Raw genomic sequence first — 23,895 nt, 5'->3', positions numbered from 1 at the left:
AGATGATGTATCCACACCCCATTATTGCGAAAGAAGGTTGGCCGTATTTAGCTCTGGTGGGGGCAGTGACTTTACTAGTCCACTATTTGGGTGGCATTGCATGGTCATGGCCTTTGTGGATCATCTTTATCTTTGTTCTGCAGTTCTTCCGTGATCCACAGCGTATTCCTGCTCTGGGCCGCGATTTGGTTTTATCTCCGGCAGATGGTCGAATTGTTGTGGTTGAAAAAGCCAACGATCCGTATGCTGGTCGTGAAGCGCTCAAGATCAGCGTATTCATGAACGTCTTTAATGTGCACTCGAACCGCAGCGCAGTGAATGGCTTGGTTAAAGAGGTGCAGTATTTCCCTGGTAAGTTTGTTAATGCGGATTTAGACAAGGCATCTACCGAGAATGAGCGTAACGCAGTTGTGATTGATGCTAACGGTCAAACCGTGACCTTGGTTCAAGTGGCTGGCTTAATTGCCCGTCGCATTCTTTGCTATATCCACGTTGGCGACCGCCTCAAAGCAGGTGAGCGCTATGGATTTATTCGTTTTGGTTCACGGGTGGATGTGTATTTACCCCTAACTGCTGAGCCTTTGGTCAGTGTTGGGGATAAAGTGTTTGCAACCAATACCGCTTTGGCACGTGTGCCTGGCTTAGATTGATTCGAAATATTATTCACTGGGATATTCATTGACTACATTTCGCCGTCGTGGCCGTTTAGATCGCAGTCGCCTTTCACGTCATCGCGTTGATCGCAATCATGATGACTGGGTAGAAGAGTTGGGCGATGGAGTTGATTACGAAGTAGAAGAGCTTCACCCACAAAAGCCCCGCTTAAGAAGCAAGGGCATCTATCTATTACCAAACGCATTTACTACCGCCGCATTGTTCTGCGGCTTCTTCGCTATTGTCAATGCGATGAACCATCAGTTTGAGATTGCTGCCATTGCAATTTTTGCTTCCTTGGTTCTGGATGGTATGGATGGTCGCGTTGCGCGCATGACTAATACACAAAGTGCTTTTGGCGAGCAATACGACTCTTTGGCTGACATGGTGTCATTTGGCGTGGCACCAGCTCTGGTTGCTTATGAGTGGGCCTTAAAAGATTTGGGTAAATGGGGCTGGTTGGCCGCCTTTACTTATTGCGCTGGCGCCGCCTTGCGTTTAGCTCGTTTTAACGTTAACACTGGCGTTGTTGATAAGAAATTCTTCCAAGGTTTACCAAGCCCAGCGGCAGGATCTTTGATGGCTGGTTTCATTTGGTTGGCCGATGACAATAAGATTCCGGTTCGTGATACAGCGATTCCCTGGATTACCTTCTTTATCGCGGTATATGCCGGCCTGACTATGGTTTCCAATGCTCGCTTCTATAGCGGTAAGGCCTTGGATGTACGCTATCGAGTGCCTTTTGGCGTCATGGTTCTCATGATCCTGACCTTTGTGCTGATTTCCTCTAATCCACCCTTAACCTTGTTTGGTTTGTTTGTGGTGTATTCGATTTCTGGTTATGTAATTTGGGCCTGGGAACGTCTCCGGGGTCGGCGTTTTAGCTAATTAGCTATTTTTCGGGTATATTTATTCCATGTTGATGAATTTCTCACTTCTTTCTAGCCTTCTTCTGCTAGCGCTAAGCCTAAAGCTTGGGGCGGGTAAGGCCTGAGTTGATGAGACTGAATAGAATCCATTAACCACCACATACCAGCCCCAGCAAATTGCTGGGGTTTTTGTTTTAGAGATTGAATTAAGCAGTAACTTAATAAGTATCCACATTGGAGAGTAGTGATGAGCGACAAAGTAATTATTTTCGATACCACCTTGCGCGATGGAGAGCAGTCTCCAGGTGCATCTATGACCAAAGACGAAAAAGTACGCATTGCACGTCAGCTTGAACGTTTAAAGGTGGATGTTATCGAAGCGGGCTTTGCAGCTAGCTCTGAAGGCGACTTTCAGGCGATTTCGGCTGTGGCTGCTGCGGTAAAAGATTCTATTGTTTGTTCATTGGCAAGAGCTAATGACAAGGACATCACACGCGCTGCCGATGCTTTACAGGCTGCTAATGCCAAGCGTATCCATGCCTTCTTGGCAACGAGCCCATTGCATATGGCGGTTAAATTGCGCATGTCTCCAGAAGAGGTCTTGGAGCAAGCCAAACGCTCAATTCGTTTTGCTCGCAACTTGGCTTCTGATATTGAATTCTCTGCTGAAGATGGTTACCGCTCAGAGATGGATTTCTTGTGCAGGGTTGTTGAAGCTGTCATTAACGAGGGCGCAAGCACTATTAATATTCCCGATACAGTTGGTTATGCAACCCCGGAGTTATACGGTGAATTTATCAAGACGTTGCGTACTCGCGTGCCAAACTCAGATAAGGCCGTATGGTCTGTACATTGTCATAACGACTTAGGTATGGCCGTAGCCAATTCCTTGGCTGGCGTGAAGATTGGTGGCGCCCGTCAAATTGAGTGCACCATTAATGGCTTGGGTGAGCGTGCAGGCAATACCGCCTTGGAAGAAATTGTGATGGCTTTGCGTACGCGCAAAGATTACTTTGATATGGTCTGCGGTATTGATGCCACTCAAATTGTTCCGGCATCTAAATTGGTTTCACAAATTACTGGCTTTGTGGTTCAGCCCAATAAGGCAGTGGTTGGTGCCAATGCATTTGCACACACCTCTGGCATTCATCAAGATGGCATCTTAAAGAACCGCGACACCTATGAAATCATGCGCGCTGAAGATGTGGGTTGGTCTGCAAACAAGATAGTCTTAGGAAAGTTATCAGGTCGCAACGCCTTTAAGCAACGCTTGCAGGAGTTGGGCATTACTGTTGAAGCTGAAGCAGACTTGAATGAGGCATTCACACGCTTTAAAGCTTTGGCTGACCAAAAATCCGAAATTTTTGACGAAGACATCATTGCCATCATGTCAGACTCAGCAGCGGCTGAAGAGGGCGAGCACTACAAATTTATTTCATTAAGTCAGCATTCCGAAACTGGGGAGCGCCCTAAGTCACGTGTGACTTTCCGCATGGGTGATAAAGAAATCAGCTCAGAAGCTGAGGGCAATGGCCCAGTTGATGCCAGTTTGAACGCAATCGAAGGTATTGCCAAAAGCGGGGCAGAGCAATTGCTGTATTCCGTAAACGCAATTACTTCAGGCACACAGTCTCAGGGTGAAGTAACTGTCCGATTGGCCAAAGGGGGGCGCATTGTGAATGGTGTTGGTACCGATCCAGACATCATTGCAGCTTCTGCCAAGGCCTATTTATCGGCCTTAAATAAGCTTCATGACCCCAGCCAGGCCAAGTTAAATGCCCAAATGACCCCTTAAATATATCTAAGTTATTGTTTTATAAGGGTAATTTCATCAAAACCGCTATTTTGGCGGTTTTTTTGTAGGAGGGCTTTTACTTAGCTTGATCTGCTACAATTCGAGGGCTTTGATTTATAAAGCTTTTTTGTTTTATTTTGTTAATAACGCACGACACAGACTGGGTGAAAGCTCAGGTGTTCGCAAGTGAGGAGTATTAAAAATGGCAGTTGCTGATATCAAAACGGCGGAAATCGTCAAAGAAAACGCGCGCAGCGCAAACGATACGGGTAGCCCTGAAGTTCAAGTTTCATTGCTAACAGCCCGCATCAATGAATTAACCCCCCATTTCAAGGCTAACGCTAAAGACCATCACAGCCGTCGCGGTTTGTTGAAGATGGTTTCACGTCGCCGTCGCCTCTTGGATTACCTCAAAGGCAAAGATCTGGATCGCTATCGCGCATTGATTGAGAAATTAGGTCTCCGTAAGTAATTCTTATCGGTATGCAATGCCATCTATCTTAGGGTTGTTTCTTCGCAGAATCAGTCTTAAGAAGGTGGCATGTTTTTTGAGCGCTTTTAGATTATTTGTGTAGGGGATTGTGTCATTCCAATGAGTTTCTGAGTTTTATGCAGAGCCTCCCTGGAATGGCATCCCTTGTAATCCTAAATCGCTCCAGTGTTGTCGTGACACTGCTTTATCCCACGACAAGCGTAATGCTCATGTGAGTTTTGCGTGAACAATTTGGAGAAGATCAGAATGACTATGTTTAAAAAAGCAGTAAAAAGTTTTCAATGGGGTAACCACCAAGTAACAATGGAAACAGGCGAGATCGCTCGTCAATCTGGCGGTGCCGTAATCGTTAACGTGGATGACACAGTAGTAATGGGCACAGTTGTTGCCTCTAAGTCTGCAAAGCCAGGCCAATCCTTTTTCCCATTGACTGTTGATTACCTAGAAAAGACTTACGCTGCAGGCAAGATCCCTGGTGGCTTCTTCCGTCGCGAAGGCCGTCCATCTGAAGGCGAGACATTGATCTCCCGTTTGATCGACCGTCCATTACGTCCTTTGTTCCCAGAAGGCTTCTTGAATGAAGTTCAGGTTGTTGTTCATGTGTTGTCCATCAACCCTGATGTTCCTTCTGATATTCCTGCATTGATTGCTGCTTCAGCAGCTTTGGCAATTTCAGGCATCCCATTTGCTGGCCCTGTTGGTGCGGCACGTGTTGGCTACGCTAACGGCCAGTACCTTTTGAACCCAACTCGTACAGAACAAGCTACTAGCGAACTCGATTTGATCGTTGCTGGTACACAAGCGGCTGTATTGATGGTTGAGTCAGAAGCAAATCAATTATCTGAAGAAGTAATGTTGGGCGCAGTTGTATATGGTCACGACCAAATGCAAACAGCGATCAACGCAATTAATGATTTAGTGCGTGAAGCTGGCAAACCTGAATGGGATTGGACTGCTGCCCCTAAAGACGAGCCATTTATCGCTAAGGTAACTGCATTGGCTGAAGCGCCATTGCGTGAGGCTTATCAGATTCGTCAAAAGGGCGCTCGTTCAGACAAGCTCAAAGAAATTTCTAAAGAAGTAATGGCTAAGTTATCTGAAGAAGGTGACGTTGATGCTGTTGCTGTTAGCGACATTATGTTTGAAATCGAAGCGAAGATTGTTCGTAGCCAGATTTTGAACGGCGAGCCACGTATTGATGGACGCGATACACGCACTGTTCGTCCAATCGAAATTCGTAACGGCGTATTGCCACGTACACACGGTTCTGCATTGTTTACTCGTGGTGAAACACAGGCTCTCGTAGTAGCTACCTTAGGTACTGCACGTGACGAGCAAATCATTGATGCGCTCGAAGGTGAGTACCGCGATCGTTTCATGTTCCACTACAACATGCCTCCGTTTGCCACTGGTGAAACTGGCCGTGTAGGCAGCCCAAAGCGTCGTGAAATTGGTCACGGCCGTTTGGCTAAGCGCGCATTGATTCCAGTGTTGCCAAGCCCAGAAGATTTCGCATATAGCATCCGTGTTGTTTCAGAAATTACTGAGTCCAATGGTTCATCTTCAATGGCTTCTGTTTGCGGTGGCTGTTTGGCGATGATGGATGCTGGTGTTCCAGTTAAAGCTCACGTTGCTGGTGTTGCAATGGGCTTGATCCTTGATGGCAACCGTTTTGCTGTGTTGACCGATATCTTGGGTGATGAAGATCACTTAGGTGATATGGACTTTAAGGTAGCGGGTACTGCAAATGGTATTACTGCTCTCCAGATGGACATTAAAGTTCAAGGTATCACTAAAGAAATTATGCAAGTAGCTTTGGCGCAAGCTAAAGAAGGTCGTTTGCATATCTTGAGCAAAATGCAAGAAGCGATGGGTTCAGTTCGCACTGAATTGTCAGCACATGCTCCACGTATGGTTTCTTTCAAGATTCATCCAGACAAGATTCGTGAAGTAATCGGTAAGGGCGGCGCAACAATTCAAGCGTTGACTAAAGAAACTGGTTGCAGCATCGACATCAAAGATGACGGTACAGTAACAATTGCTTCTACTTCTGCCGAAGGTATGGCTGAAGCTAAAGCGCGCATCGAAGGTATCACTGCTGAAGCTGAAGTAGGCAAGATCTACGAAGGCCCAGTTGTGAAGTTGCTCGAATTCGGCGCATTGGTAAACATTCTTCCAGGTAAAGATGGCCTCTTGCACATCTCAGAAATTTCAAATGAGCGCGTAAAAGAAGTTAAGGATTATTTGGCGGAAGGTCAAGTGGTTCGCGTGAAGTTGTTAGCTGCTGATGAGCGTGGTCGTTTGCGTCTATCGCTCAAAGCTGCAATGGCTGATGAGGGTGGCACGATCGCTCCTTTGGCTGGCGCTGCTGAAGTTGTGGCAGAAGCTGCTCCAACCAACGAATCAGCTTAAGCAATTTCATCAAGATCATTCGGAGCTTTCAATGCGTGTAATTGAGATCAAAGAATTTGGCGCACCAGAAATGTTGGTGCCAACCACTCGTCCAGATCCTGCTTTACCAAGCACTGGGTCTGGCGAGGTTTTGATTAAGGTTTTAGCGGCAGGCATTAATCGCCCAGACGTTTTACAACGTAAGGGCCACTATCCAGTTCCTGCTGGTGCATCCGATATTCCTGGTCTTGAAGTTGCTGGTGAGATTGTTGGCGGTGACTTGGCTCATGCAGACAATGCATTTGGCTTAAAGATTGGCGATAAGGTTTGTGCGTTGGTTCAAGGTGGTGGCTACGCTGACATGTGTACCGCGCCAATTGCACAATGTTTGCCATATCCAAAAGGTTTTACAGATCAAGAGGCTGCGGCTTTACCTGAGACTTTTTACACTGTGTGGAGCAACGTCTTCATGCGCGGTGAACTATCAAAGGGTGAGACCTTGCTAGTGCAGGGCGGCTCCAGTGGTATCGGTGTGACAGCCATTCTGATTGCAAAGGCATTAGGTCACAAGGTATTTGTCACTGCTGGTACAGATGAAAAGTGCGCTGCTTGCGTTGCCCTAGGCGCTGATCTTGCTATTAACTATAAGACGCAAGACTTCGTCGAAGAGATCAAAAAAGCGACTGATGGTAAGGGTGTCAACGTCATCCTTGATATGGTGACGGGCGCCTACGTACAACGTGAAATCGATTGCTTGGCAGATGATGGCCGTATTGTGATCATTGCAATTCAGGGTGGATCAAAAGCGGAAGTTAGCACCAATCAAATTTTGCGTCGTCGTCTTACGATTACAGGCTCTACATTACGTCCGCGTCCAGTTTCTTTCAAGAAGCAAATCACCAAACAACTCTTTGATAATGTTTGGCCATTGCTCAATGCTGGCCAGCTCAAGCCGGTAATTTATAAAACATTTACCCTTGATCAAGCTGCTGATGCACATCGTTTGATGGAGTCATCAGAGCACGTAGGCAAGATTGTTTTAACGGTTTAGGTCGACTGCTTACTTACTATGCGCCCGCTCATCATTATTGGTAACTGGAAAATGAATGGCAGTCTTGCAAGCAATCAAGACTGGATCAAAACCGTTGCCCGTGGGATGGAAAGTGGCATGCCTTCCGGTCGTAAATTTGCAGTTTGTCCGCCTTTCCCGTACTTATCGCAATGTGCTCAGTTGATTAAAGAGCATTCATTAGCATTTTTGAGCCTTGGCGCTCAAGATGCCTCAGCTCATATCTCTGGTGCTTATACCGGTGAAGTTGCTGCTCCAATGCTCAAAGAGCTTGGCTGCACTTATGTCATTGTTGGCCATTCAGAGCGTCGTCAAATGCATCACGAGGTTGATGAGGCTGTTGCAGCAAAGGCATTGCAGGTCTTAGACGCAGGTATGACGCCAGTGATCTGTGTTGGCGAGACTGCAGACGAAAGAAACTCTGGCAGGGCAGAAGAGATTGTCTGTGGTCAGATTGCTAAGCAGGTTTTGGTTTTGCAGGATCGCTTGGCTGATTGTTTGATTGCTTATGAGCCCGTATGGGCAATAGGCACTGGTAAGGTTGCAAGCGCTCAGGTAGCGCAAGATATGCACCGCGCTATTCGCCTGCAATTAACGGAATTTAATGAAGATGTTGCATCACATGTAGGTATTTTGTACGGCGGCAGTGTTAAGCCGGACAATGCTGTGGAATTGTTTGCCATGCCAGATATTGATGGTGGATTGGTTGGGGGTGCATCTTTGAACCCGCAAGACTTTCTGTCCATCTGTCAGGCATAGATTTTTTATTTGGAGATAAGCTGTGGAATGGTTTAAGACATTACTAATCGTATTGCAGGTAATTTCAGCGGTTGCTGTCATTTTGCTGGTGTTATTGCAGCAAGGTAAGGGCGCTGATATGGGTGCTGCATTTGGATCAGGCTCTTCTGGTAGCCTCTTTGGCGCCAGTGGTTCGGCCAACTTTCTTTCCCACGCAACTGCTATTTTTGCAGCTGTTTTCTTTATTTCCACTCTAGGCATCACCTGGATTGGCAATAAAAAGGAAGTCAGTCCTGGAGTCCTGTCTGGAACAGTAGCCCCGGTGGTAGCGCCAGCTGCTCCAGTAGCGCCTGTTCAGGACCCAACAAAACCTGCAGTTCCTAAGTAAAAAAGTAGGTTTTTACAGATTTATCTGCCCTAAAAATGGGGTAGTCAGCTTGTGCAATGCAGTAGAATTGATGGGTTTTGCAAGATGCCGACGTGGTGAAATTGGTAGACACGCTATCTTGAGGGGGTAGTGGCTTAGGCTGTGCGAGTTCGAGTCTCGCCGTCGGCACCAAAAATGAGTATTGCTTAGGGTTTTTGCTCTAAATCAATACTGAATGAAGTGGAATAATTAATAATTTGCTGCTTTTAGGATTTACCAGACAAACGAATCAGGGCTATTTTGAATCTCGCTAATTACTTTCCTGTTCTGCTTTTCATCCTCGTAGGTATTGGGGTCGGTTTAGTCCCCATGTTCCTCGGAAAAATTTTGGCTCCTTCAAAGCCCGATGCTGAAAAACTTTCACCATATGAGTGTGGTTTTGAAGCTTTCGAAGATGCGCGTATGAAGTTTGACGTGCGTTATTACCTCATTGCCATTCTCTTCATCCTATTCGATTTAGAAACAGCATTCCTGTTCCCGTGGGGCGTTGCTCTGCGTGATATTGGTTGGCTTGGCTACGCCTCTATGGTGATTTTCCTCTTGGAATTCATTGTGGGATTTGTATATATCTGGAAAAAGGGCGCTCTCGACTGGGAGTGATAGATATGGCATTAGAAGGCGTTCTCAAAGAAGGTTTTGTTACAACTACTGCTGACCAGTTAATTAACTGGACACGCAATGGTTCTTTATGGCCTATGACCTTTGGTTTGGCTTGTTGTGCTGTGGAAATGATGCATGCTGGCGCATCCCGCTATGACTTAGACCGTTTTGGTGTGGTGTTCCGCCCATCTCCGCGTCAGTCTGACTTGATGATTGTTGCTGGTACGTTATGTAACAAAATGGCACCTGCTTTACGCAAGGTTTACGATCAAATGCCAGAGCCGCGTTGGGTTATCTCGATGGGCTCATGTGCTAACGGCGGCGGTTATTACCATAACTCCTATTCAGTAGTGCGCGGTTGCGACCGTATTGTGCCGGTGGATATTTATGTTCCTGGTTGCCCTCCAACTGCAGAGGCATTGATCTACGGAATCATTCAATTGCAATCAAAGATCGCTCGCACTAGCACGATTGCGCGGAAGGCTTAAACCATGTCAGACCGTTTAGTTCAATTAGTAGCCAATCTAGAAAAAGTTTTAGGTAAGCGCGCTCTATCAATCGAAACCGCCCTTGGTGAAGTGACTGTTGTTGTTAATGCAGATACCTACTTAGAATCCGCCTTGCTCTTGCGCGATGATCCATCACTCGCATTTGCGCAATTGATTGATTTATGTGGCGTGGATTATCAAGATTTCCGTGACGGCGCATGGAGCGGTCAGCGTTTTGGCGTAGTTAGTCACTTACTCTCCATTGAGCACAACTGGCGCCTACGTGTGCGCGTATTTGCAGCAGATGACAGTTATCCATTAGTGGCTTCAATCACGCCGGTTTGGAATTCAGCTAACTGGTTTGAGCGCGAGGCATTTGACCTCTATGGCATTTTGTTTGATGGTCATGACGACCTACGTCGTATCCTCACAGACTATGGCTTTATTGGTCATCCATTTAGAAAAGATTTCCCAATCAGCGGCAATGTGGAAATGCGTTACGACCCAGAATTGAAGCGCGTTGTCTATCAGCCTGTCACGATTGAGGCTAGAGAAATTACTCCACGCATTGTTCGTGAAGAGCAGTACGGAGGTCCGGTTTAAGTCATGGCACAAATTAAGAACTACACCCTCAATTTCGGCCCTCAGCATCCTGCTGCGCACGGCGTACTGCGCTTAGTGCTTGAGCTCGATGGAGAGGTGATCCAGCGCGCTGATCCTCATATCGGCTTATTGCACCGTGCTACTGAAAAATTAGCGGAGACCCGTACTTGGATTCAGAACGTTCCTTATATGGATCGTTTGGATTATGTGTCTATGATGTCCAATGAACATGCTTATGTAATGGCAATTGAAAAGCTGTTGCAGGTAGATGTTCCTTTGCGAGCACAGTACATCCGTGTGATGTATGACGAGTTAACCCGTTTATTAAATCACCTGCTGTGGATCGGCTGTCATGGTCTTGACGTTGGTGCGATGGCAGTATTCCTCTATGCCTTCCGCGATCGTGAAGACATCTTTGATATGTATGAAGCAGTATCTGGCGCCCGTATGCATGCTGCCTACTATCGTCCAGGTGGCGTATATCGTGATTTACCTGACCAGATGGCTCAGTACACAAAGAACAAAATTCGCAGCACTTCAGCTATCAAGCGTTTGAATGAAAACCGTAGCGGTACATTGCTTGATTTCATTGAGCAGTTTGCCAATGGCTTTGATGCAAACGTTGATGAGTACTGCAATCTCTTAACTGATAACCGTATTTGGAAACAGCGTTTAGTCAATATCGGTATTGTGACTCCTGAGCGCGCTTTGCAGCTTGGCTTCACTGGCCCAATGTTGCGCGGCTCTGGTATTGAGTGGGATCTTCGTAAGAAGCAGCCATATGAAGTCTATGATCGCCTGGACTTTGATATTCCAGTAGGCGTAAATGGCGACTCTTATGACCGCTATCTAGTTCGCATGGAAGAAATGCGCCAATCTAATCGCATCATTAAACAATGCGTGGCTTGGTTGAAAGCGAACCCAGGCCCAGTCATGAGCGACAACCACAAGGTTTCTCCGCCTAAGCGCGTAGACATGAAGACCAATATGGAAGAGTTGATTCATCATTTCAAGCTCTTTACAGAAGGTATTCACGTTCCTGATGGTGAGGCTTACTCAGCTGTTGAGCATCCTAAGGGCGAGTTTGGTATTTACCTCATTTCAGATGGTGCCAACAAGCCGTATCGCATGAAGATTCGTGCGCCAGGATTTGTTCATTTATCTGCAATGGACGAGATGTCACGCGGCCACATGCTGGCTGACGCGGTAACTATTATTGGTACCCAAGATATTGTGTTTGGGGAGATTGACCGCTAAATCAGCGGGCCAAGGATTATTTAATGACTACCACTCTTCAACTATCCGATAAAACGCTCGCAGACATGCGCCGTAATATCGCTAAATATCCAGCAGAGCAAAAGCAATCTGCTGTCATGGCTTGCTTGATTGCAGCTCAAACTGAAGTAGGTTGGGTTTCACCTGAGGTGATTGCCACAGTAGCGCAAATTTTGGAAATGCCTAGCATTGCTGTTGAGGAAGTTGCTACTTTCTACAACATGTACAACACAAAGCCAATTGGCAAATACAAATTGGTTATTTGCACCAATTTGCCTTGCCAGTTGACGCATGGTGAAACTGCAGCCACTTACTTAAAAGAAACATTGGGTATTGGCTATAACGAAACTACACCTTGCGGCACTTTTACCTTGAAAGAGGGTGAGTGCATGGGTGCTTGCGGCGATTCTCCTGTTATGTTGGTAAATGACAAGCGCATGTGCAGCTTTATGAGCAAAGAAAAAATTGATGCATTGTTAAGTGAGTTACGTGCAGAGGGGAAAGCAGCATGACCAGCTTGCACGATCGCCACATCAAACCTTTAATCCTCGCCGGATTAAATGGAGATAACTGGCGTTTAAAAGATTATGAAAGTCGTGGCGGCTATCAACAGCTCCGTCGTTTAATTAACGATAAAGTTGCTCCGGATGCCATCATTGCTGAATTAAAGGCTTCATCACTGCGTGGTCGTGGTGGTGCAGGCTTCCCAACTGGCTTGAAGTGGAGCTTTATGCCACGCCAATTCCCTGGGCAAAAGTATTTAGTCTGTAACAGCGACGAAGGTGAGCCTGGTACTTTTAAAGACCGCGACATCATGCGTTACAACCCGCATGCCTTAATTGAGGGCATGATCATTGGTGCTTACACCATGGGCATTACAACGGGCTATAACTATATTCATGGCGAAATCTTTGAGGTGTACACACGCTTTGAAGAAGCCTTGGAAGAAGCGCGTGCTGCTGGTTACTTAGGCGACAAGATTCTTGGTAGCGATTTTTCATTTCAGTTGCATGCCGCACCTGGATGGGGTGCATACATTTGCGGTGAAGAAACTGCGTTGCTCGAATCCTTAGAGGGCAAAAAAGGGCAGCCACGCTTTAAGCCACCTTTCCCAGCAAGTTTTGGTTTGTATGGCAAACCAACAACGATTAATAACACCGAAACTTTTGCTGCTGTGCCATTTATTTTGGCCATCGGCGGTCAGGCCTATTTAGACCTTGGCAAACCGAATAACGGTGGAACAAAAATATTCTCTATTTCTGGTGACGTGGTTCATCCTGGTAACTATGAGATTCCGCTGGGCACACCTTTTGCAGAGCTGTTAAAGCTTGCTGGTGGCATGCGTGACGGCAAGGCATTAAAAGCAGTAATTCCTGGTGGATCTTCATCTCCTGTTGTGCCTGGTGCGCAGATGATGGAACTCACAATGGATTACGACAGCATTGCTAAAGCTGGATCTATGTTGGGTTCAGGTGCCGTGATCGTAATGAATGAGACGCGTTGCATGGTTCGTGCATTAGAGCGTTTGTCTTATTTCTATCACGAAGAATCATGTGGTCAGTGCACACCATGCCGTGAAGGTACTGGCTGGTTGTGGCGCATCGTTCACCGCATTGAACATGGTCAAGGCCGTCCTGAAGACTTGGATTTGCTCAATGACGTGGCTGCCAACATTCAGGGTCGTACGATTTGCGCTTTAGGTGATGCAGCTGCGATGCCAGTACGTGGCATGTTGAAGCATTACATGGATGAATTTGCGTATCACGTAGAACATAAGCGCTGCTTAGATTCTGCGAAACCTTTATAAAGATTTAGAGCACGGGATATCTTAAAGTGAGCATGGTAGAGATCGAATTAGATGGTAAGGCAGTAGAGGTTCCGCAAGGTTCGATGGTGATGCATGCCGCGAATAAGCTTGGCACCTACGTTCCTCACTTCTGCTATCACAAGAAGTTGTCTATCGCCGCTAACTGCCGCATGTGTTTGGTTGAAGTAGAGAAGGCTCCTAAACCATTACCTGCATGCGCAACTCCAGTTACTCAGGGTATGAAGGTGTTTACGCATTCTGCTAAAGCGGTAGAAGCGCAACGCTCCGTGATGGAATTCTTGCTCATTAACCATCCTTTGGATTGCCCAATTTGCGACCAAGGTGGTGAGTGTCAATTACAAGACTTGGCAGTTGGTTACGGTAAGTCCAATTCACGCTACGATGAAGAGAAGCGTGTTGTATTTCATAAAAATGTAGGCCCTTTGATCTCCATGCAGGAGATGACACGCTGTATTCACTGCACCCGTTGCGTACGCTTTGGCCAAGAAGTTGCAGGCGTAATGGAATTGGGCATGATTAACCGTGGTGAACATTCTGAGATCACAACCTTTGTAGGTCAGACTGTAGATTCAGAGCTTTCTGGAAACATGATTGATTTATGTCCAGTTGGCGCATTAACAAGCAAACCGTTCCGTTATGAAGCTCGCACTTGGGAGCTCGGTCGTAAGCGCTCTGTAAGCCCACACGATAGCTTGGGTGCTAATACAACGGTACAAACAAAAGCGAATAAGGTTATGCGCGTAGTTGCTTTGGAGAACGAAGCAATTAACGAATGCTGGATTAGCGATCGTGATCGTTTCTCCTATGAAGGCCTAAACAGTGTTGATCGCGTCACAACACCTATGGTTAAGCAGGGCGGTCAGTGGCTTGAGACTGACTGGCAGTCAGCATTGGATTACGTTGCTCACTCTTTGAAGACAATTTCTGCTGAAAGCGGACCTGAATCTATCGGCGCTTTAGCGCATCCAATTTCCAGCACGGAAGAATTGCATCTCTTGCAAAAATTAGTGCGTGGTATTGGCTCAAGTCAAGTTGAGACTCGCTTGCGTCAAACCGATATTAAGGGTGCAGCAGCCGCTCCTTGGCTAGGTATGTCAATCGCAAAAGTAAATGAGTTGGATCGCGTTTTAATTATTGGTAGCTTCTTACGTAAAGAGCAGCCAGTATTAGCAGCCCGTATTCGTACTGCTAGCAAGCGGGGTCTGCAGGTTCTTCGGATCGATGCTGGTGGCGATGATTGGCTTATCTCAAGCAGCGCCATTGCTGCCGCTCCAAGCGCATGGCTCAATACATTAAGTGAGGTTGCATTAGCGATTGCGAAGGCAAAATCTGTATCTGCTCCATCTGGTACGCCTAACGTTACCGTTTCAGCGCAAGCTCAAAAACTGGCTGATAGCCTACTCTCAGGCTCTGCAGTTTCAGTGTTGCTTGGATCTGCTGCTATTGCCCATCCACAAGCCTCTGACATTCAGGTGCTGGCTCAATTTATTTCTGCGCAGACAGGTGCTAGTTTTGGTTTCTTGCCTGTTGGTGGTAACGCAGTTGGTGCTGCTTTGGTAAATGCAAATGGCTCTGGTGTTGAATCAGTGTTGTCTGGCGATCGCCGTGCAGTGCTGCTGATGAATATTGAACCAGACTCCGACTTACCAAATCCAGTAGCTGCTCGTGCTGCTTTAGCTAAAGCAAACACAGTAATCGCTTTGAGTGCTTATAAGAGTGCTGACTTGATGGAAGTGGCTGATGTCATTTTGCCAATCTCCACATTTACCGAAACAGTATCTACTTTCGTTAATCTAGAAGGTAGAGCACAAACGATTCAACCTGCTGTTAAGTCTTTGGGTGATTCACGTCCGGCATGGAAAGTGCTTAGAGTTCTTGGTGGACTTTTAGGCTTAGATGGTTTCTTGTTTAATGCGCCAGAAGAAGTGCTTGGTGAGGCGTTGGGTGATAACTATTGCACTCGACTCAGCAATCAACCTTTGACAAGTTCTGTTGCCGGTGCCAATGCAATTGCTAATAGTGGTTTAGAGCGCGTAGCCGACGTCAATATTTATTCTGGCGATCAAATTGTGCGTCGTTCATCTGCATTGCAATTAACACGTGATGCGAAGCGCGGAAACCAAGCCGGATTGAATCAAACCACATTTACAGAGTTGGGCTTAAAGGAGGGTGATGCAGTGCGCGTTACTCAGGGTTCACAGTCTGTTGATATGCCTGCGACATTAGAGGCAAATCTAGCGCCAGGCGCCATCAGAATTTCTGCTGGCACTATGGCTAGTGCGAAATTAGGATCGATGTTTGGTCCGGTAACTGTAAGCAAGGCATAAGGTACGAGATGGATAATTTCTTGAACCTCATTACCACCCAAGGCGAGGCTATCTTTGGTTCTTTATGGCCATTGGTTTGGGCATTGGTACGTATCGTCATCATCGTATTGCCAATGTTTGGCTGCGTAGCCTACTTAACGCTGTGGGAAAGAAAATTAATCGGTTGGATGCATATTCGTCTTGGGCCAAATCGCGTCGGCCCATTAGGTTTGTTGCAGCCAATTGCAGACGCCTTAAAGCTCTTGATGAAGGAGATCATTTCTCCGGCTCAAGCTAGCAAGGTGCTGTATTTCATTGCCCCAATCATGGTGATCATGCCTGCGTTTGCAGCGTGGGCAGTGATTCCTTTCCAAGCCAAGATGGTTTTAGCTGATGTCAATGCCGGACTTCTTTACATCATGGCCATTTCATCCATTGGTGTATATGGCGTGATTTTGGCTGGTTGGTCTTCAAACTCTAAATACCCATTCCTTGGCGCAATGCGCGCTTCAGCTCAGATGATCTCCTATGAGATTGCTATGGGCTTTGCATTAGTTACTGTACTACTGACTTCTGGATCTTTGAATTTAAGCGCTATCGTTGCCTCGCAGGAGCAGGGCTTCTTTGCGGGAATGGGCTTGAATTTCTTGTCATGGAACTGGCTCCCATTGTTGCCAATGTTCTTGATCTACTTCATCTCCGGTGTAGCTGAAACAAACCGTCACCCATTTGACGTGGTTGAAGGTGAGTCTGAGATTGTTGCTGGACACATGGTTGAGTACTCAGGCATGTCTTTTGCGATGTTCTTCCTAGCTGAATACGCCAATATGATTTTGATTGCTGCTGTAGCGTCAATCATGTTCTTGGGCGGTTGGCTACCAATTGTTGATTTGCCTATCTTGCGCGACATTCCAGGTTTCTTCTGGCTGTTTGGCAAAACCTTCTTCCTTTTGTCATGCGTTATTTGGTTGCGTGCCACATTGCCGCGTTATCGCTATGACCAAATCATGCGTTTGGGCTGGAAGATCTTTATCCCCATCTCCGTATTCTGGGTGGTTGTTATCGGCGCATGGGTTGTATCCCCATGGAATATTTGGAAATAAGTTGATCAATCATGTTTAAGAAAATTTCCCAATTCCTCGATAGCTTGATGCTTAAAGATATTTTGACTGGTATGTCTATTACAGGTCGCTATCTCTTTAAACCAAAAATTACTGTTCAATACCCTGACGAAAAGACTCCTTTGTCTAATCGTTTCCGTGGATTGCATGCGCTACGTCGTTATGAAAATGGCGAAGAGCGTTGCATTGGCTGTAAATTGTGCGAGGCAGTATGTCCAGCGTATGCCATCACAATTGAAACAGCAGAACGTGATGACGGAACACGTCGTACTAGTCGCTACGACATTGATCTGACTAAATGTATTTTCTGTGGCTTTTGCGAAGAAGCATGCCCGGTTGATGCGATTGTAGAAACTAATATTTTTGAGTATTTCGGCGACAAACGCGGCGATTTGTACTTCACTAAAGAAATGCTCTTGGCAGTCGGCGACAAGTATGAAAAAGACATCGCCGCTAACCGTGCAGTTGATGCACCTTATCGTTAATCGAATCGAGCTTAACTAATATGACATTCGATCCATCTACATTATTCGCAGTTTTCTTTTACGGTTTCGCTGGTTTGCTGGTGATTTCAGCATTGCGCGTGATTACTGCACGTAACCCAGTACACGCTGCGCTGTTCCTCGTATTGGCTTTCTTCTGTGCATCCGGTCTCTGGATGCTCCTTAAAGCAGAATTCTTGAGCTTGGCCTTAATTTTGGTTTATGTCGGCGCTGTAATGGTTCTCTTCTTATTCGTTGTGATGATGTTGGATTTGGATTTAGAGCATCTACGCCGAGATTTCAAAAAATTCTTACCCGTTGCGTTTTTAATGGGTGCAGTGATTGTGTTGGAGTTATCCATCGTCATCATTCGTAGCTTTATTGGTACTAACGCACCAGTTCAACCAATGCCGGAAGAGGTAATGGCAAACAATACTCAAGCTTTGGGCATGTTGATCTTTGTTGATTATGTTTATGCCTTTGAGGTGGCTGGTGTGATCTTGTTAGTGGCCATCATTGCTGCTGTTGCCTTGACATTACGCAATCGGAAAGACTCAAAATCTCAGAATATCCATGAGCAAGTGAATGTGGTTGCTGCAGATCGTATGCGCATTGTGAAGATGGGTTCAGATATGGCTGCAAAGCAAGATACAAGAGGAGAGAAGAAATGAATATCACTCTCGCCCATTATTTAGTGCTCGGTGCGATTTTGTTCGCCACCAGCGTGATTGGTATTTTCTTAAATCGTAAGAATGTCATCGTTCTGCTCATGGCAATTGAGTTGATGCTCTTGTCGGTAAACATGAACTTTGTTGCCTTCTCTCATTATTTGGGTGATATGGCAGGTCAAGTATTCGTATTCTTTATTTTGACTGTGGCGGCTGCTGAGGCAGCTATCGGTTTGGCAATTTTGGTTGTGCTCTTCCGTAAGGTAGACACCATTAATGCCGAAGATCTTGACCACCTAAAAGGCTAGTCATGCAATTGACCTTAAATATCCCTGTTCTCTGTGCAATTCCGTTGGCGCCATTAGTTGGCTCAATGATTGCTGGCTTTTTTGGCACCAAATTAGGCGGTAACCGCATTGGACATGGCGCCAGTCAATTTGTGACCATCTTGGGCGTCACGATTGCTTTTGTTTTGTCATGCAATGTTCTCGTTCAGGTAATGGATGGCTTCTATTTCAACGGAACCGTTTATCGCTGGATGCAGTTGGGTGAACTCAATTTAGATATTGGCTTTTTAATTGATCCGTTAACGGCAACCATGATGTGCGTTGTGACCTTCGTGTCTTTGATGGTTCACATCTACACCATTGGCTATATGCATGGGGAAGAGGGCTATAACCGCTTCTTCTCATACATCTCACTCTTTACTTTTGCCATGCTGATGCTCGTAATGAGCAACAACCTCTTGCAGCTTTTCTTTGGCTGGGAAGCGGTGGGTGTAGTTTCTTATTTGCTGATTGGCTTTTACTTTGAACGTCAATCTGCGGTATTTGCCAATATGAAGGCTTTCCTAGTTAACCGCGTCGGTGACTTTGGCTTCATTTTGGGTATCGGTATTTTGCTTGCCAGCACTGGTTCAATGCAATATGACGTGATCTTTGCTCAGAACTCTGCTTTAGCGGCGCAAACATTGCCCGGTACCAGCTGGAACCTCATGACGGTTGCCTGTATTTGCTTGTTCATTGGCGCAATGGGTAAGTCTGCACAGTTTCCGCTTCACGTTTGGTTGCCTGACTCGATGGAAGGCCCAACACCAATTTCTGCATTGATTCACGCTGCAACCATGGTTACCGCCGGCATCTTTATGGTGTCACGCATGTCTCCACTGTTTGAGCTTTCAGATGCGGCGTTGAGCTTTATCTTGGTTATCGGCTCTATTACTGCGCTCTTTATGGGGTTCCTTGGCATCGTCCAGAACGATATCAAGCGTGTAGTTGCTTACTCAACCTTGTCCCAGTTGGGTTATATGACTGTTGCATTGGGTGTTTCTGCTTACCCAGTAGCAATCTTCCATTTGATGACCCATGCATTCTTTAAGGCCCTGTTGTTCCTTGCTGCAGGTAGCGTCATTTTGGGTATGCACCACGAACAAGATATGCGCAAGATGGGCGGCCTTTGGAAATATATGCCAGTTACCTGCCTCATGATGCTGCTTGGTAATTTGGCTCTAGTTGGAACGCCATTCTTTTCAGGTTTCTATTCAAAAGATTCCATCATCGAAGCTGTTGCTGCAAGCAATATTCCAGGTTCTGGATTTGCCTACTTTGCCGTGATGGCCAGTGTATTTGTAACTGCTTTGTATTCCTTCCGTCTCTACTTCTATGTATTCCACGGAAAAGCACGCTGGGGTCATGCTGACTCACATGCCCACGACCATCATGATCATGCAGAGCAGGGCGATGACCACGCTCATCATGGATTGGCTCCAGGTCAAAAGCCGCACGAATCACCATTCGTGGTGACATTGCCTTTAATCCTTTTGGCCATTCCTTCAGTCATCATTGGTTTCTACACAATCTCACCATTGTTGTTCGGTACATACTTTGGCGATTCCATCTTTATTGATCTGGCTCGTCACCCAGTCATGAAAGAGTTGGAAGATGAGTTCCACGGTCCTGTAGCAATGGCGATTCATGCATTCACATCACCAGTATTGCTGTTGGTCGTTCTTGGTGTATTAACTGCTGCAGTTGGTTATCTATGGGCACCTAAATTGCCAGCAAAGGTTGCAGAGACTTTTGCGCCAATCAAGAAATTATTTGATAACAAGTACTACCTTGATGAGTTAAATCAAGCAGTATTTGCAAAGGGGCTCATCTGGATTGGCAGCTTCTTATGGCATCGTGGCGATCAAAAGGTTATCGATGGATTCTTTGTTAACGGCAGCGCGTACTCTGTAGGCCGCTTTGCTGGTGTTATTCGCCATTTGCAATCCGGTTATCTCTATCACTACGCATTTGCAATGATTGCAGGCTTGGCGATTTTGCTGGCTTGGGTTTTGTATGCTTACCTGCCTTTTGTTCGCTAGGCCTTTGTTACTTAAGTAGCCACTATGATTCTTTCTTACGCAATTTGGACCCCGATTCTCTTTGGACTCATTATTCTGTTTTATGGGTCTGAGAAACCATCTGCCGGCGTTCGCTGGTTAGCGCTTGTTGGCGCCGTTCTTGGTTTCATTGCCACGCTTCCATTGGTTATCAATTTTGATATAGCCAACGCTGGTATGCAGTTTGTTGAGAAGGTAAGTTGGATTCCGCGCTACGACATTAACTACTATCTAGGTATCGACGGAATCTCTGTTTGGTTTATCGTCCTTACCGCTTTCATCAACATCATTGTTGTGATTGCAGCTTGGGAAGTTATTGATACCAAGGTTTCGCAGTACATGGCTTCATTCATGATCCTCTCTGGATTAATGATCGGCGTATTTTGCGCGCTAGACGCTTTGTTGTTCTATGTATTCTTCGAGGCTACATTGATCCCGATGTACATCATTATTGGTGTATGGGGTGGTCATAATCGTATCTACGCAGCATTTAAGTTCTTCCTGTACACCTTGTTAGGTTCATTACTAACACTGGTTGCTATGTTGTATTTGTATAACGTTACAAATACCTTCGACATTTTGGCTTGGCAGAACGCACGACTTGATATCGTAGAGCAAATCCTATTGTTCGCCGCATTCTTTATGGCGTTTGCTGTAAAGGTGCCAATGTGGCCATTGCATACATGGTTGCCTGATGTGCACGTTGAAGCGCCGACAGGCGGCTCTGTGGTTTTGGCTGCAATCATGCTCAAGCTGGGTGCCTATGGCTTCTTGCGCTTCTCATTGCCTATCGCACCAGATGCTAGCCAGTATTTAGGCCCGTTTGTTATCTTCCTATCGCTTGTGGCCGTTATCTATGTTGGCGCGGTAGCTTTAGTGCAAAAAGATATGAAAAAGCTTGTGGCTTATTCATCGGTTGCGCATATGGGCTTTGTAACACTTGGCTTCTTCCTCTTTAGCCCATTGGGAATAGAGGGTGGCATTGTGCAGATGATTTCACACGGCTTTGTTGCCGGCGCAATGTTCTTGTCTATTGGTGTCTTGTATGACCGCATGCATACACGTCAAATTGCAGATTACGGCGGCGTGGTTCATCGCATGCCTGCATTTACCGCATTTGCAGTATTGATGGCGATGGCTAATTGCGGCCTGCCTGCCACTTCTGGTTTCGTTGGCGAGTTTATGGTGATCTTGGCGGCAGTTGACTACGATTTCTTTATCGGTGTCCTGGCAGCCACAGCGCTGATACTTGGCGCGGCGTATTCCTTGTGGATGGTAAAGCGCGTGTTTTTCGGCGCCGTAACAAATAAGCATGTTGAGGTTCTCAAAGATCTCAATGCTCGCGAATATTTCATGATGGTGGTGTTGTCAGTTTGCGTGATTGGAATGGGCGTTTATCCAAAACCATTTACCGACATCATTCATCCTGCTGTGATTAATCTGCTGCAGCACGTTGCTGTTAGCAAACTCTGAGTAAAAGCAAATGCAAGCATTCGACCTATACGCCATCCTGCCGGAACTCGTTTTATTAGTTGCCACCTGTCTTTTGTTGGTGGCTAGTGTTTATGTGCGCGAGAGGGCGGTTTCCACTCCTGGTGTAGAACAAGATATATTCCATACCCCTCGCGGCGTTGGATTTGTATATTTTTTCTCGATCATTCTGCTGGGCTATCTGGCGTTCGCCTTCATTGGACGCATGGGTGACGTCTCTCTAGTGGCGATGAATGGCCTATTTCAGTCAGACCCATTCTCTAATTTGCTGAAAGCTTGTTCTTGCGTGGCGGTATTGATTAGCTTGATTTACTCCAAGCAATACCTTATGGATCGCGCATTGTTCCGTCCTGACTTTATTGTTCTGGCGTTGCTTGCTTTACTCGGTCAGTTTGTTTTAATTTCAGGTGCCAATCTCTTAACTTTGTATCTTGGCCTGGAATTGATGGCATTGCCAACATACGCTTTGGTAGCGATGCGTCATAGCAGCGAAAAGAGCGTTGAAGCCGGCATTAAGTATTTCATCCTTGGCGCTTTGGCATCTGGTTTCTTGTTGTATGGCATGTCTATGCTTTATGGCGTAACTGGCTCGCTTGATCTGATTGAGATCTTCAAAGCAGTTGCTGATCCACGTGTAAATCACTTGGTAATGGCATTTGGTTTGGTGTTTATTGTTGCTGGCTTAGCGTTTAAGCTAGGTGTCGTACCTTTCCATATGTGGGTGCCAGATGTCTATCAAGGCGCTCCTACAGCTGTTACTTTGATGATTGCTGCCGCACCTAAGTTGGCTGCTTTTGCTTTGTTATTCCGCCTGCTCGTAAATACTTTATTGCCATTGATGGGTGATTGGCAGCCAATGTTGGTATTACTAGCTTTGCTATCTCTAGTGGTTGGTAACGTTACAGCGATTGCGCAAACCAATGTGAAGCGTATGTTGGCCTATTCAGCTATCGCACAAATGGGCTTTGTTTTATTAGGTATGTTGTCGGTATTCGATGATCACGCATTTAGCGCATCTATGTTCTATGCAATCACCTATGTTTTGACAACATTAGGTACGTTCGGTTTATTGATGGTTTTATCTCGCAAGGGTTATGACTGCGAAACGCTGGATGGCTTAAAAGGCCTTAATAAAAAGCACCCCTGGTTTGCATTTATTGGGTTGGTGATGATGTTCTCATTGGCTGGTATTCCGCCGACTGTTGGATTCGCAGCTAAATTAGGCGTGCTTGAGGCTTTGGTTGATGCGGAGCATACCTTCTTGGCAATCATTGCTGTGATTGCATCCTTGATTGGCGCTTTCTACTACCTTCGTGTTGTGAAGGTCATGTATTTTGATGAGCCTGAACACGAGATCACTGTTTCTGGATCTGGTTTTGCTAAAGGCATCCTAGGCCTAAACAGCATTCTGGTTCTGGTGATTGGCATTGTTCCCGCCGGCTTAATGAGTCTATGCTTGGATGCAATGCGTCGCACATTACTAGGCTCCTAAGGACCGCGGTAACGGTATATATAAAGGCTCCTAAGTGGAGCCTTTATTATTTGTGACATCGTAATGACACTTACTTTTTATAAGATAAATCATCCTACTTTTAAAGAGATATTTGATGGCTGAAAAAACATTTGAAGATTTGCCGGCGGGTGACCAGCACTTAAGAGAAGAGCGTATCTCTGGAGAAGATATTTACGGCGGTATCTTTTTGCACATGAAGCGCGATACAGTTTCATTGCCTGATGGACAAGAAGCCACGCGAGAGTATTTAACGCATCCAGGAGCTGTGGCCATTGTTGCAATCTTGGATGATGGCAGAGTGCTTTTAGAGCGCCAATATCGCTATCCAATCGCTAAGGCATGCATTGAGATACCCGCAGGAAAGTTAGAGGTTGGCGAGGATCATTTGTTGTGTGCCCAACGTGAGCTCGAGGAGGAGACTGGTTATACCGCTAGAAAGTGGAGCTATATACGTCGCATTCATCCCGTGATTTCATATTCAACTGAATTGATTGATATCTATTTGGCTGAAGATTTAGTTCCCGGAAAAAGTCATCTGGATGATGAAGAGTTTTTGGACGTATTTGCAGCCCCACTTGAGCGGCTAATATCCTGGGTCGAAGAGGGTGAGATTACCGATGTAAAAACCACGATATCCGCCTATTGGCTGGACCGCTATCGTCGTGGATTGGTGACGCCTACCCCGATTAAATAGTCGA

At 46.1% G+C, this 23,895-nt stretch carries 23 protein-coding genes and 1 tRNA gene; all 24 read left to right on the top strand.

Features of this window, described 5'->3' with window-relative positions; genetic code table 11:
* Positions 1-2: 2 nt before the first annotated feature.
* The 24 genes from C2745_RS05395 (at position 3) to C2745_RS05280 (ending at position 23,891) form a co-directional block, all read left to right on the top strand.
* Positions 3-650 carry a phosphatidylserine decarboxylase gene (locus C2745_RS05395; protein WP_215383367.1) on the top strand — a complete coding sequence of 216 codons (648 nt, stop codon included), beginning with the start codon at positions 3-5 and terminating at the stop codon, positions 648-650.
* 28 nt (positions 651-678) lie between these two features.
* The gene (gene pssA, locus C2745_RS05390) at positions 679-1,542 is read left to right on the top strand and encodes a CDP-diacylglycerol--serine O-phosphatidyltransferase (protein ID WP_215383366.1); all 864 of its coding nucleotides are present in this window, start codon (positions 679-681) and stop codon (positions 1,540-1,542) included.
* Between the two features lie 228 nt (positions 1,543-1,770).
* Complete coding sequence (locus C2745_RS05385; RefSeq protein WP_215383365.1) at positions 1,771-3,318, top strand: 2-isopropylmalate synthase; 1,548 nt, start codon at positions 1,771-1,773, stop codon at positions 3,316-3,318.
* Positions 3,319-3,520: 202 nt separating this feature from the next.
* Entirely contained in the window at positions 3,521-3,790 is a 270-nt protein-coding gene (gene rpsO / locus C2745_RS05380; RefSeq protein ID WP_068323724.1) for a 30S ribosomal protein S15, read from the top strand.
* 267 nt (positions 3,791-4,057) lie between these two features.
* Complete coding sequence (gene pnp, locus C2745_RS05375; protein WP_215383364.1) at positions 4,058-6,223, top strand: polyribonucleotide nucleotidyltransferase; 2,166 nt, start codon at positions 4,058-4,060, stop codon at positions 6,221-6,223.
* Between the two features lie 31 nt (positions 6,224-6,254).
* Positions 6,255-7,253, top strand: coding sequence for an NAD(P)H-quinone oxidoreductase (locus C2745_RS05370; protein WP_215383363.1), 999 nt, complete (start codon positions 6,255-6,257; stop codon positions 7,251-7,253).
* 18 nt (positions 7,254-7,271) lie between these two features.
* Positions 7,272-8,030 (top strand): triose-phosphate isomerase, encoded by a 759-nt coding sequence (gene tpiA, locus C2745_RS05365; protein WP_215383362.1) that lies wholly within the window; start codon positions 7,272-7,274, stop codon positions 8,028-8,030.
* A 22-nt stretch (positions 8,031-8,052) separates the two neighbouring features.
* A complete protein-coding gene (gene secG, locus C2745_RS05360) occupies positions 8,053-8,397 on the top strand; it encodes a preprotein translocase subunit SecG (protein WP_128113598.1) in 345 nt (114 codons plus the stop codon).
* Positions 8,398-8,483: 86 nt separating this feature from the next.
* A tRNA-Leu gene (locus C2745_RS05355) sits at positions 8,484-8,568 on the top strand.
* A gap of 108 nt (positions 8,569-8,676) precedes the next feature.
* Complete coding sequence (locus tag C2745_RS05350) at positions 8,677-9,036, top strand: NADH-quinone oxidoreductase subunit A (RefSeq protein WP_012357790.1); 360 nt, start codon at positions 8,677-8,679, stop codon at positions 9,034-9,036.
* A gap of 5 nt (positions 9,037-9,041) precedes the next feature.
* Positions 9,042-9,524, top strand: coding sequence for an NADH-quinone oxidoreductase subunit B family protein (locus C2745_RS05345; RefSeq protein WP_011902891.1), 483 nt, complete (start codon positions 9,042-9,044; stop codon positions 9,522-9,524).
* Positions 9,525-9,527: 3 nt separating this feature from the next.
* Positions 9,528-10,127, top strand: coding sequence for an NADH-quinone oxidoreductase subunit C (locus tag C2745_RS05340; RefSeq protein ID WP_215383361.1), 600 nt, complete (start codon positions 9,528-9,530; stop codon positions 10,125-10,127).
* Positions 10,128-10,130: 3 nt separating this feature from the next.
* Positions 10,131-11,384 carry an NADH-quinone oxidoreductase subunit D gene (locus tag C2745_RS05335; RefSeq protein ID WP_215383360.1) on the top strand — a complete coding sequence of 418 codons (1,254 nt, stop codon included), beginning with the start codon at positions 10,131-10,133 and terminating at the stop codon, positions 11,382-11,384.
* Between the two features lie 23 nt (positions 11,385-11,407).
* On the top strand, positions 11,408-11,914 hold the full coding sequence (gene nuoE / locus C2745_RS05330; RefSeq protein ID WP_215383359.1) for an NADH-quinone oxidoreductase subunit NuoE: 507 nt from the start codon (positions 11,408-11,410) through the stop codon (positions 11,912-11,914).
* On the top strand, positions 11,911-13,209 hold the full coding sequence (gene nuoF / locus C2745_RS05325; protein WP_215383358.1) for an NADH-quinone oxidoreductase subunit NuoF: 1,299 nt from the start codon (positions 11,911-11,913) through the stop codon (positions 13,207-13,209). Before nuoE ends, nuoF begins: the two co-directional genes overlap by 4 nt.
* Before the next feature lie 32 nt (positions 13,210-13,241).
* Entirely contained in the window at positions 13,242-15,557 is a 2,316-nt protein-coding gene (nuoG, locus tag C2745_RS05320) for an NADH-quinone oxidoreductase subunit NuoG (protein ID WP_215385629.1), read from the top strand.
* Positions 15,558-15,565: 8 nt separating this feature from the next.
* Entirely contained in the window at positions 15,566-16,639 is a 1,074-nt protein-coding gene (nuoH, locus tag C2745_RS05315) for an NADH-quinone oxidoreductase subunit NuoH (RefSeq protein WP_215383357.1), read from the top strand.
* A gap of 11 nt (positions 16,640-16,650) precedes the next feature.
* On the top strand, positions 16,651-17,142 hold the full coding sequence (gene nuoI / locus C2745_RS05310; protein ID WP_128113591.1) for an NADH-quinone oxidoreductase subunit NuoI: 492 nt from the start codon (positions 16,651-16,653) through the stop codon (positions 17,140-17,142).
* 20 nt (positions 17,143-17,162) lie between these two features.
* Positions 17,163-17,810: an NADH-quinone oxidoreductase subunit J gene (locus C2745_RS05305; protein ID WP_215383356.1), complete on the top strand. Its 648-nt coding sequence runs from the start codon at positions 17,163-17,165 to the stop codon at positions 17,808-17,810.
* On the top strand, positions 17,807-18,115 hold the full coding sequence (gene nuoK, locus C2745_RS05300) for an NADH-quinone oxidoreductase subunit NuoK (protein WP_128113589.1): 309 nt from the start codon (positions 17,807-17,809) through the stop codon (positions 18,113-18,115). The genes C2745_RS05305 and nuoK overlap by 4 nt, the downstream gene beginning before the upstream one ends.
* A gap of 2 nt (positions 18,116-18,117) precedes the next feature.
* Complete coding sequence (gene nuoL / locus C2745_RS05295; protein WP_215383355.1) at positions 18,118-20,175, top strand: NADH-quinone oxidoreductase subunit L; 2,058 nt, start codon at positions 18,118-18,120, stop codon at positions 20,173-20,175.
* A gap of 24 nt (positions 20,176-20,199) precedes the next feature.
* On the top strand, positions 20,200-21,666 hold the full coding sequence (locus C2745_RS05290) for an NADH-quinone oxidoreductase subunit M (RefSeq protein WP_215383354.1): 1,467 nt from the start codon (positions 20,200-20,202) through the stop codon (positions 21,664-21,666).
* A gap of 10 nt (positions 21,667-21,676) precedes the next feature.
* Positions 21,677-23,176 carry an NADH-quinone oxidoreductase subunit NuoN gene (nuoN, locus tag C2745_RS05285; RefSeq protein ID WP_215383353.1) on the top strand — a complete coding sequence of 500 codons (1,500 nt, stop codon included), beginning with the start codon at positions 21,677-21,679 and terminating at the stop codon, positions 23,174-23,176.
* Positions 23,177-23,291: 115 nt separating this feature from the next.
* Positions 23,292-23,891, top strand: a complete 600-nt coding sequence (locus C2745_RS05280) for an NUDIX domain-containing protein (protein ID WP_215383352.1) — start codon at positions 23,292-23,294, stop codon at positions 23,889-23,891.
* Positions 23,892-23,895: the final 4 nt, after the last annotated feature.

It is taken from the genome of Polynucleobacter sp. AP-Kolm-20A-A1 (genome assembly GCF_018688315.1).
Taxonomy (GTDB): Bacteria; Pseudomonadota; Gammaproteobacteria; order Burkholderiales; family Burkholderiaceae; genus Polynucleobacter.
Note: the sequence above shows the minus strand (reverse complement) of the source record. Positions and strands in the feature narration are given on the sequence as shown.

Excerpts from the sequence above, each read along its gene's own strand:
- C2745_RS05345 (WP_011902891.1), top strand. The coding sequence starts at position 9,042 with ATGGCATTAGAAGGCGTTCTCAAAGAAGGTTTTGTTACAACTACTGCT.
- C2745_RS05280 (WP_215383352.1), top strand. The coding sequence starts at position 23,292 with ATGGCTGAAAAAACATTTGAAGATTTGCCGGCGGGTGACCAGCACTTA.
- nuoH (WP_215383357.1), top strand. The coding sequence starts at position 15,566 with ATGGATAATTTCTTGAACCTCATTACCACCCAAGGCGAGGCTATCTTT.
- C2745_RS05370 (WP_215383363.1), top strand. The coding sequence starts at position 6,255 with ATGCGTGTAATTGAGATCAAAGAATTTGGCGCACCAGAAATGTTGGTG.
- C2745_RS05385 (WP_215383365.1), top strand. The coding sequence starts at position 1,771 with ATGAGCGACAAAGTAATTATTTTCGATACCACCTTGCGCGATGGAGAG.
- rpsO (WP_068323724.1), top strand. The coding sequence starts at position 3,521 with ATGGCAGTTGCTGATATCAAAACGGCGGAAATCGTCAAAGAAAACGCG.
- nuoL (WP_215383355.1), top strand. The coding sequence starts at position 18,118 with ATGCAATTGACCTTAAATATCCCTGTTCTCTGTGCAATTCCGTTGGCG.
- C2745_RS05340 (WP_215383361.1), top strand. The coding sequence starts at position 9,528 with ATGTCAGACCGTTTAGTTCAATTAGTAGCCAATCTAGAAAAAGTTTTA.
- tpiA (WP_215383362.1), top strand. The coding sequence starts at position 7,272 with ATGCGCCCGCTCATCATTATTGGTAACTGGAAAATGAATGGCAGTCTT.
- nuoF (WP_215383358.1), top strand. The coding sequence starts at position 11,911 with ATGACCAGCTTGCACGATCGCCACATCAAACCTTTAATCCTCGCCGGA.
- nuoE (WP_215383359.1), top strand. The coding sequence starts at position 11,408 with ATGACTACCACTCTTCAACTATCCGATAAAACGCTCGCAGACATGCGC.
- C2745_RS05290 (WP_215383354.1), top strand. The coding sequence starts at position 20,200 with ATGATTCTTTCTTACGCAATTTGGACCCCGATTCTCTTTGGACTCATT.
- C2745_RS05305 (WP_215383356.1), top strand. The coding sequence starts at position 17,163 with ATGACATTCGATCCATCTACATTATTCGCAGTTTTCTTTTACGGTTTC.
- nuoI (WP_128113591.1), top strand. The coding sequence starts at position 16,651 with ATGTTTAAGAAAATTTCCCAATTCCTCGATAGCTTGATGCTTAAAGAT.
- nuoN (WP_215383353.1), top strand. The coding sequence starts at position 21,677 with ATGCAAGCATTCGACCTATACGCCATCCTGCCGGAACTCGTTTTATTA.
- nuoG (WP_215385629.1), top strand. The coding sequence starts at position 13,242 with ATGGTAGAGATCGAATTAGATGGTAAGGCAGTAGAGGTTCCGCAAGGT.
- nuoK (WP_128113589.1), top strand. The coding sequence starts at position 17,807 with ATGAATATCACTCTCGCCCATTATTTAGTGCTCGGTGCGATTTTGTTC.
- pnp (WP_215383364.1), top strand. The coding sequence starts at position 4,058 with ATGACTATGTTTAAAAAAGCAGTAAAAAGTTTTCAATGGGGTAACCAC.
- C2745_RS05335 (WP_215383360.1), top strand. The coding sequence starts at position 10,131 with ATGGCACAAATTAAGAACTACACCCTCAATTTCGGCCCTCAGCATCCT.
- C2745_RS05395 (WP_215383367.1), top strand. The coding sequence starts at position 3 with ATGATGTATCCACACCCCATTATTGCGAAAGAAGGTTGGCCGTATTTA.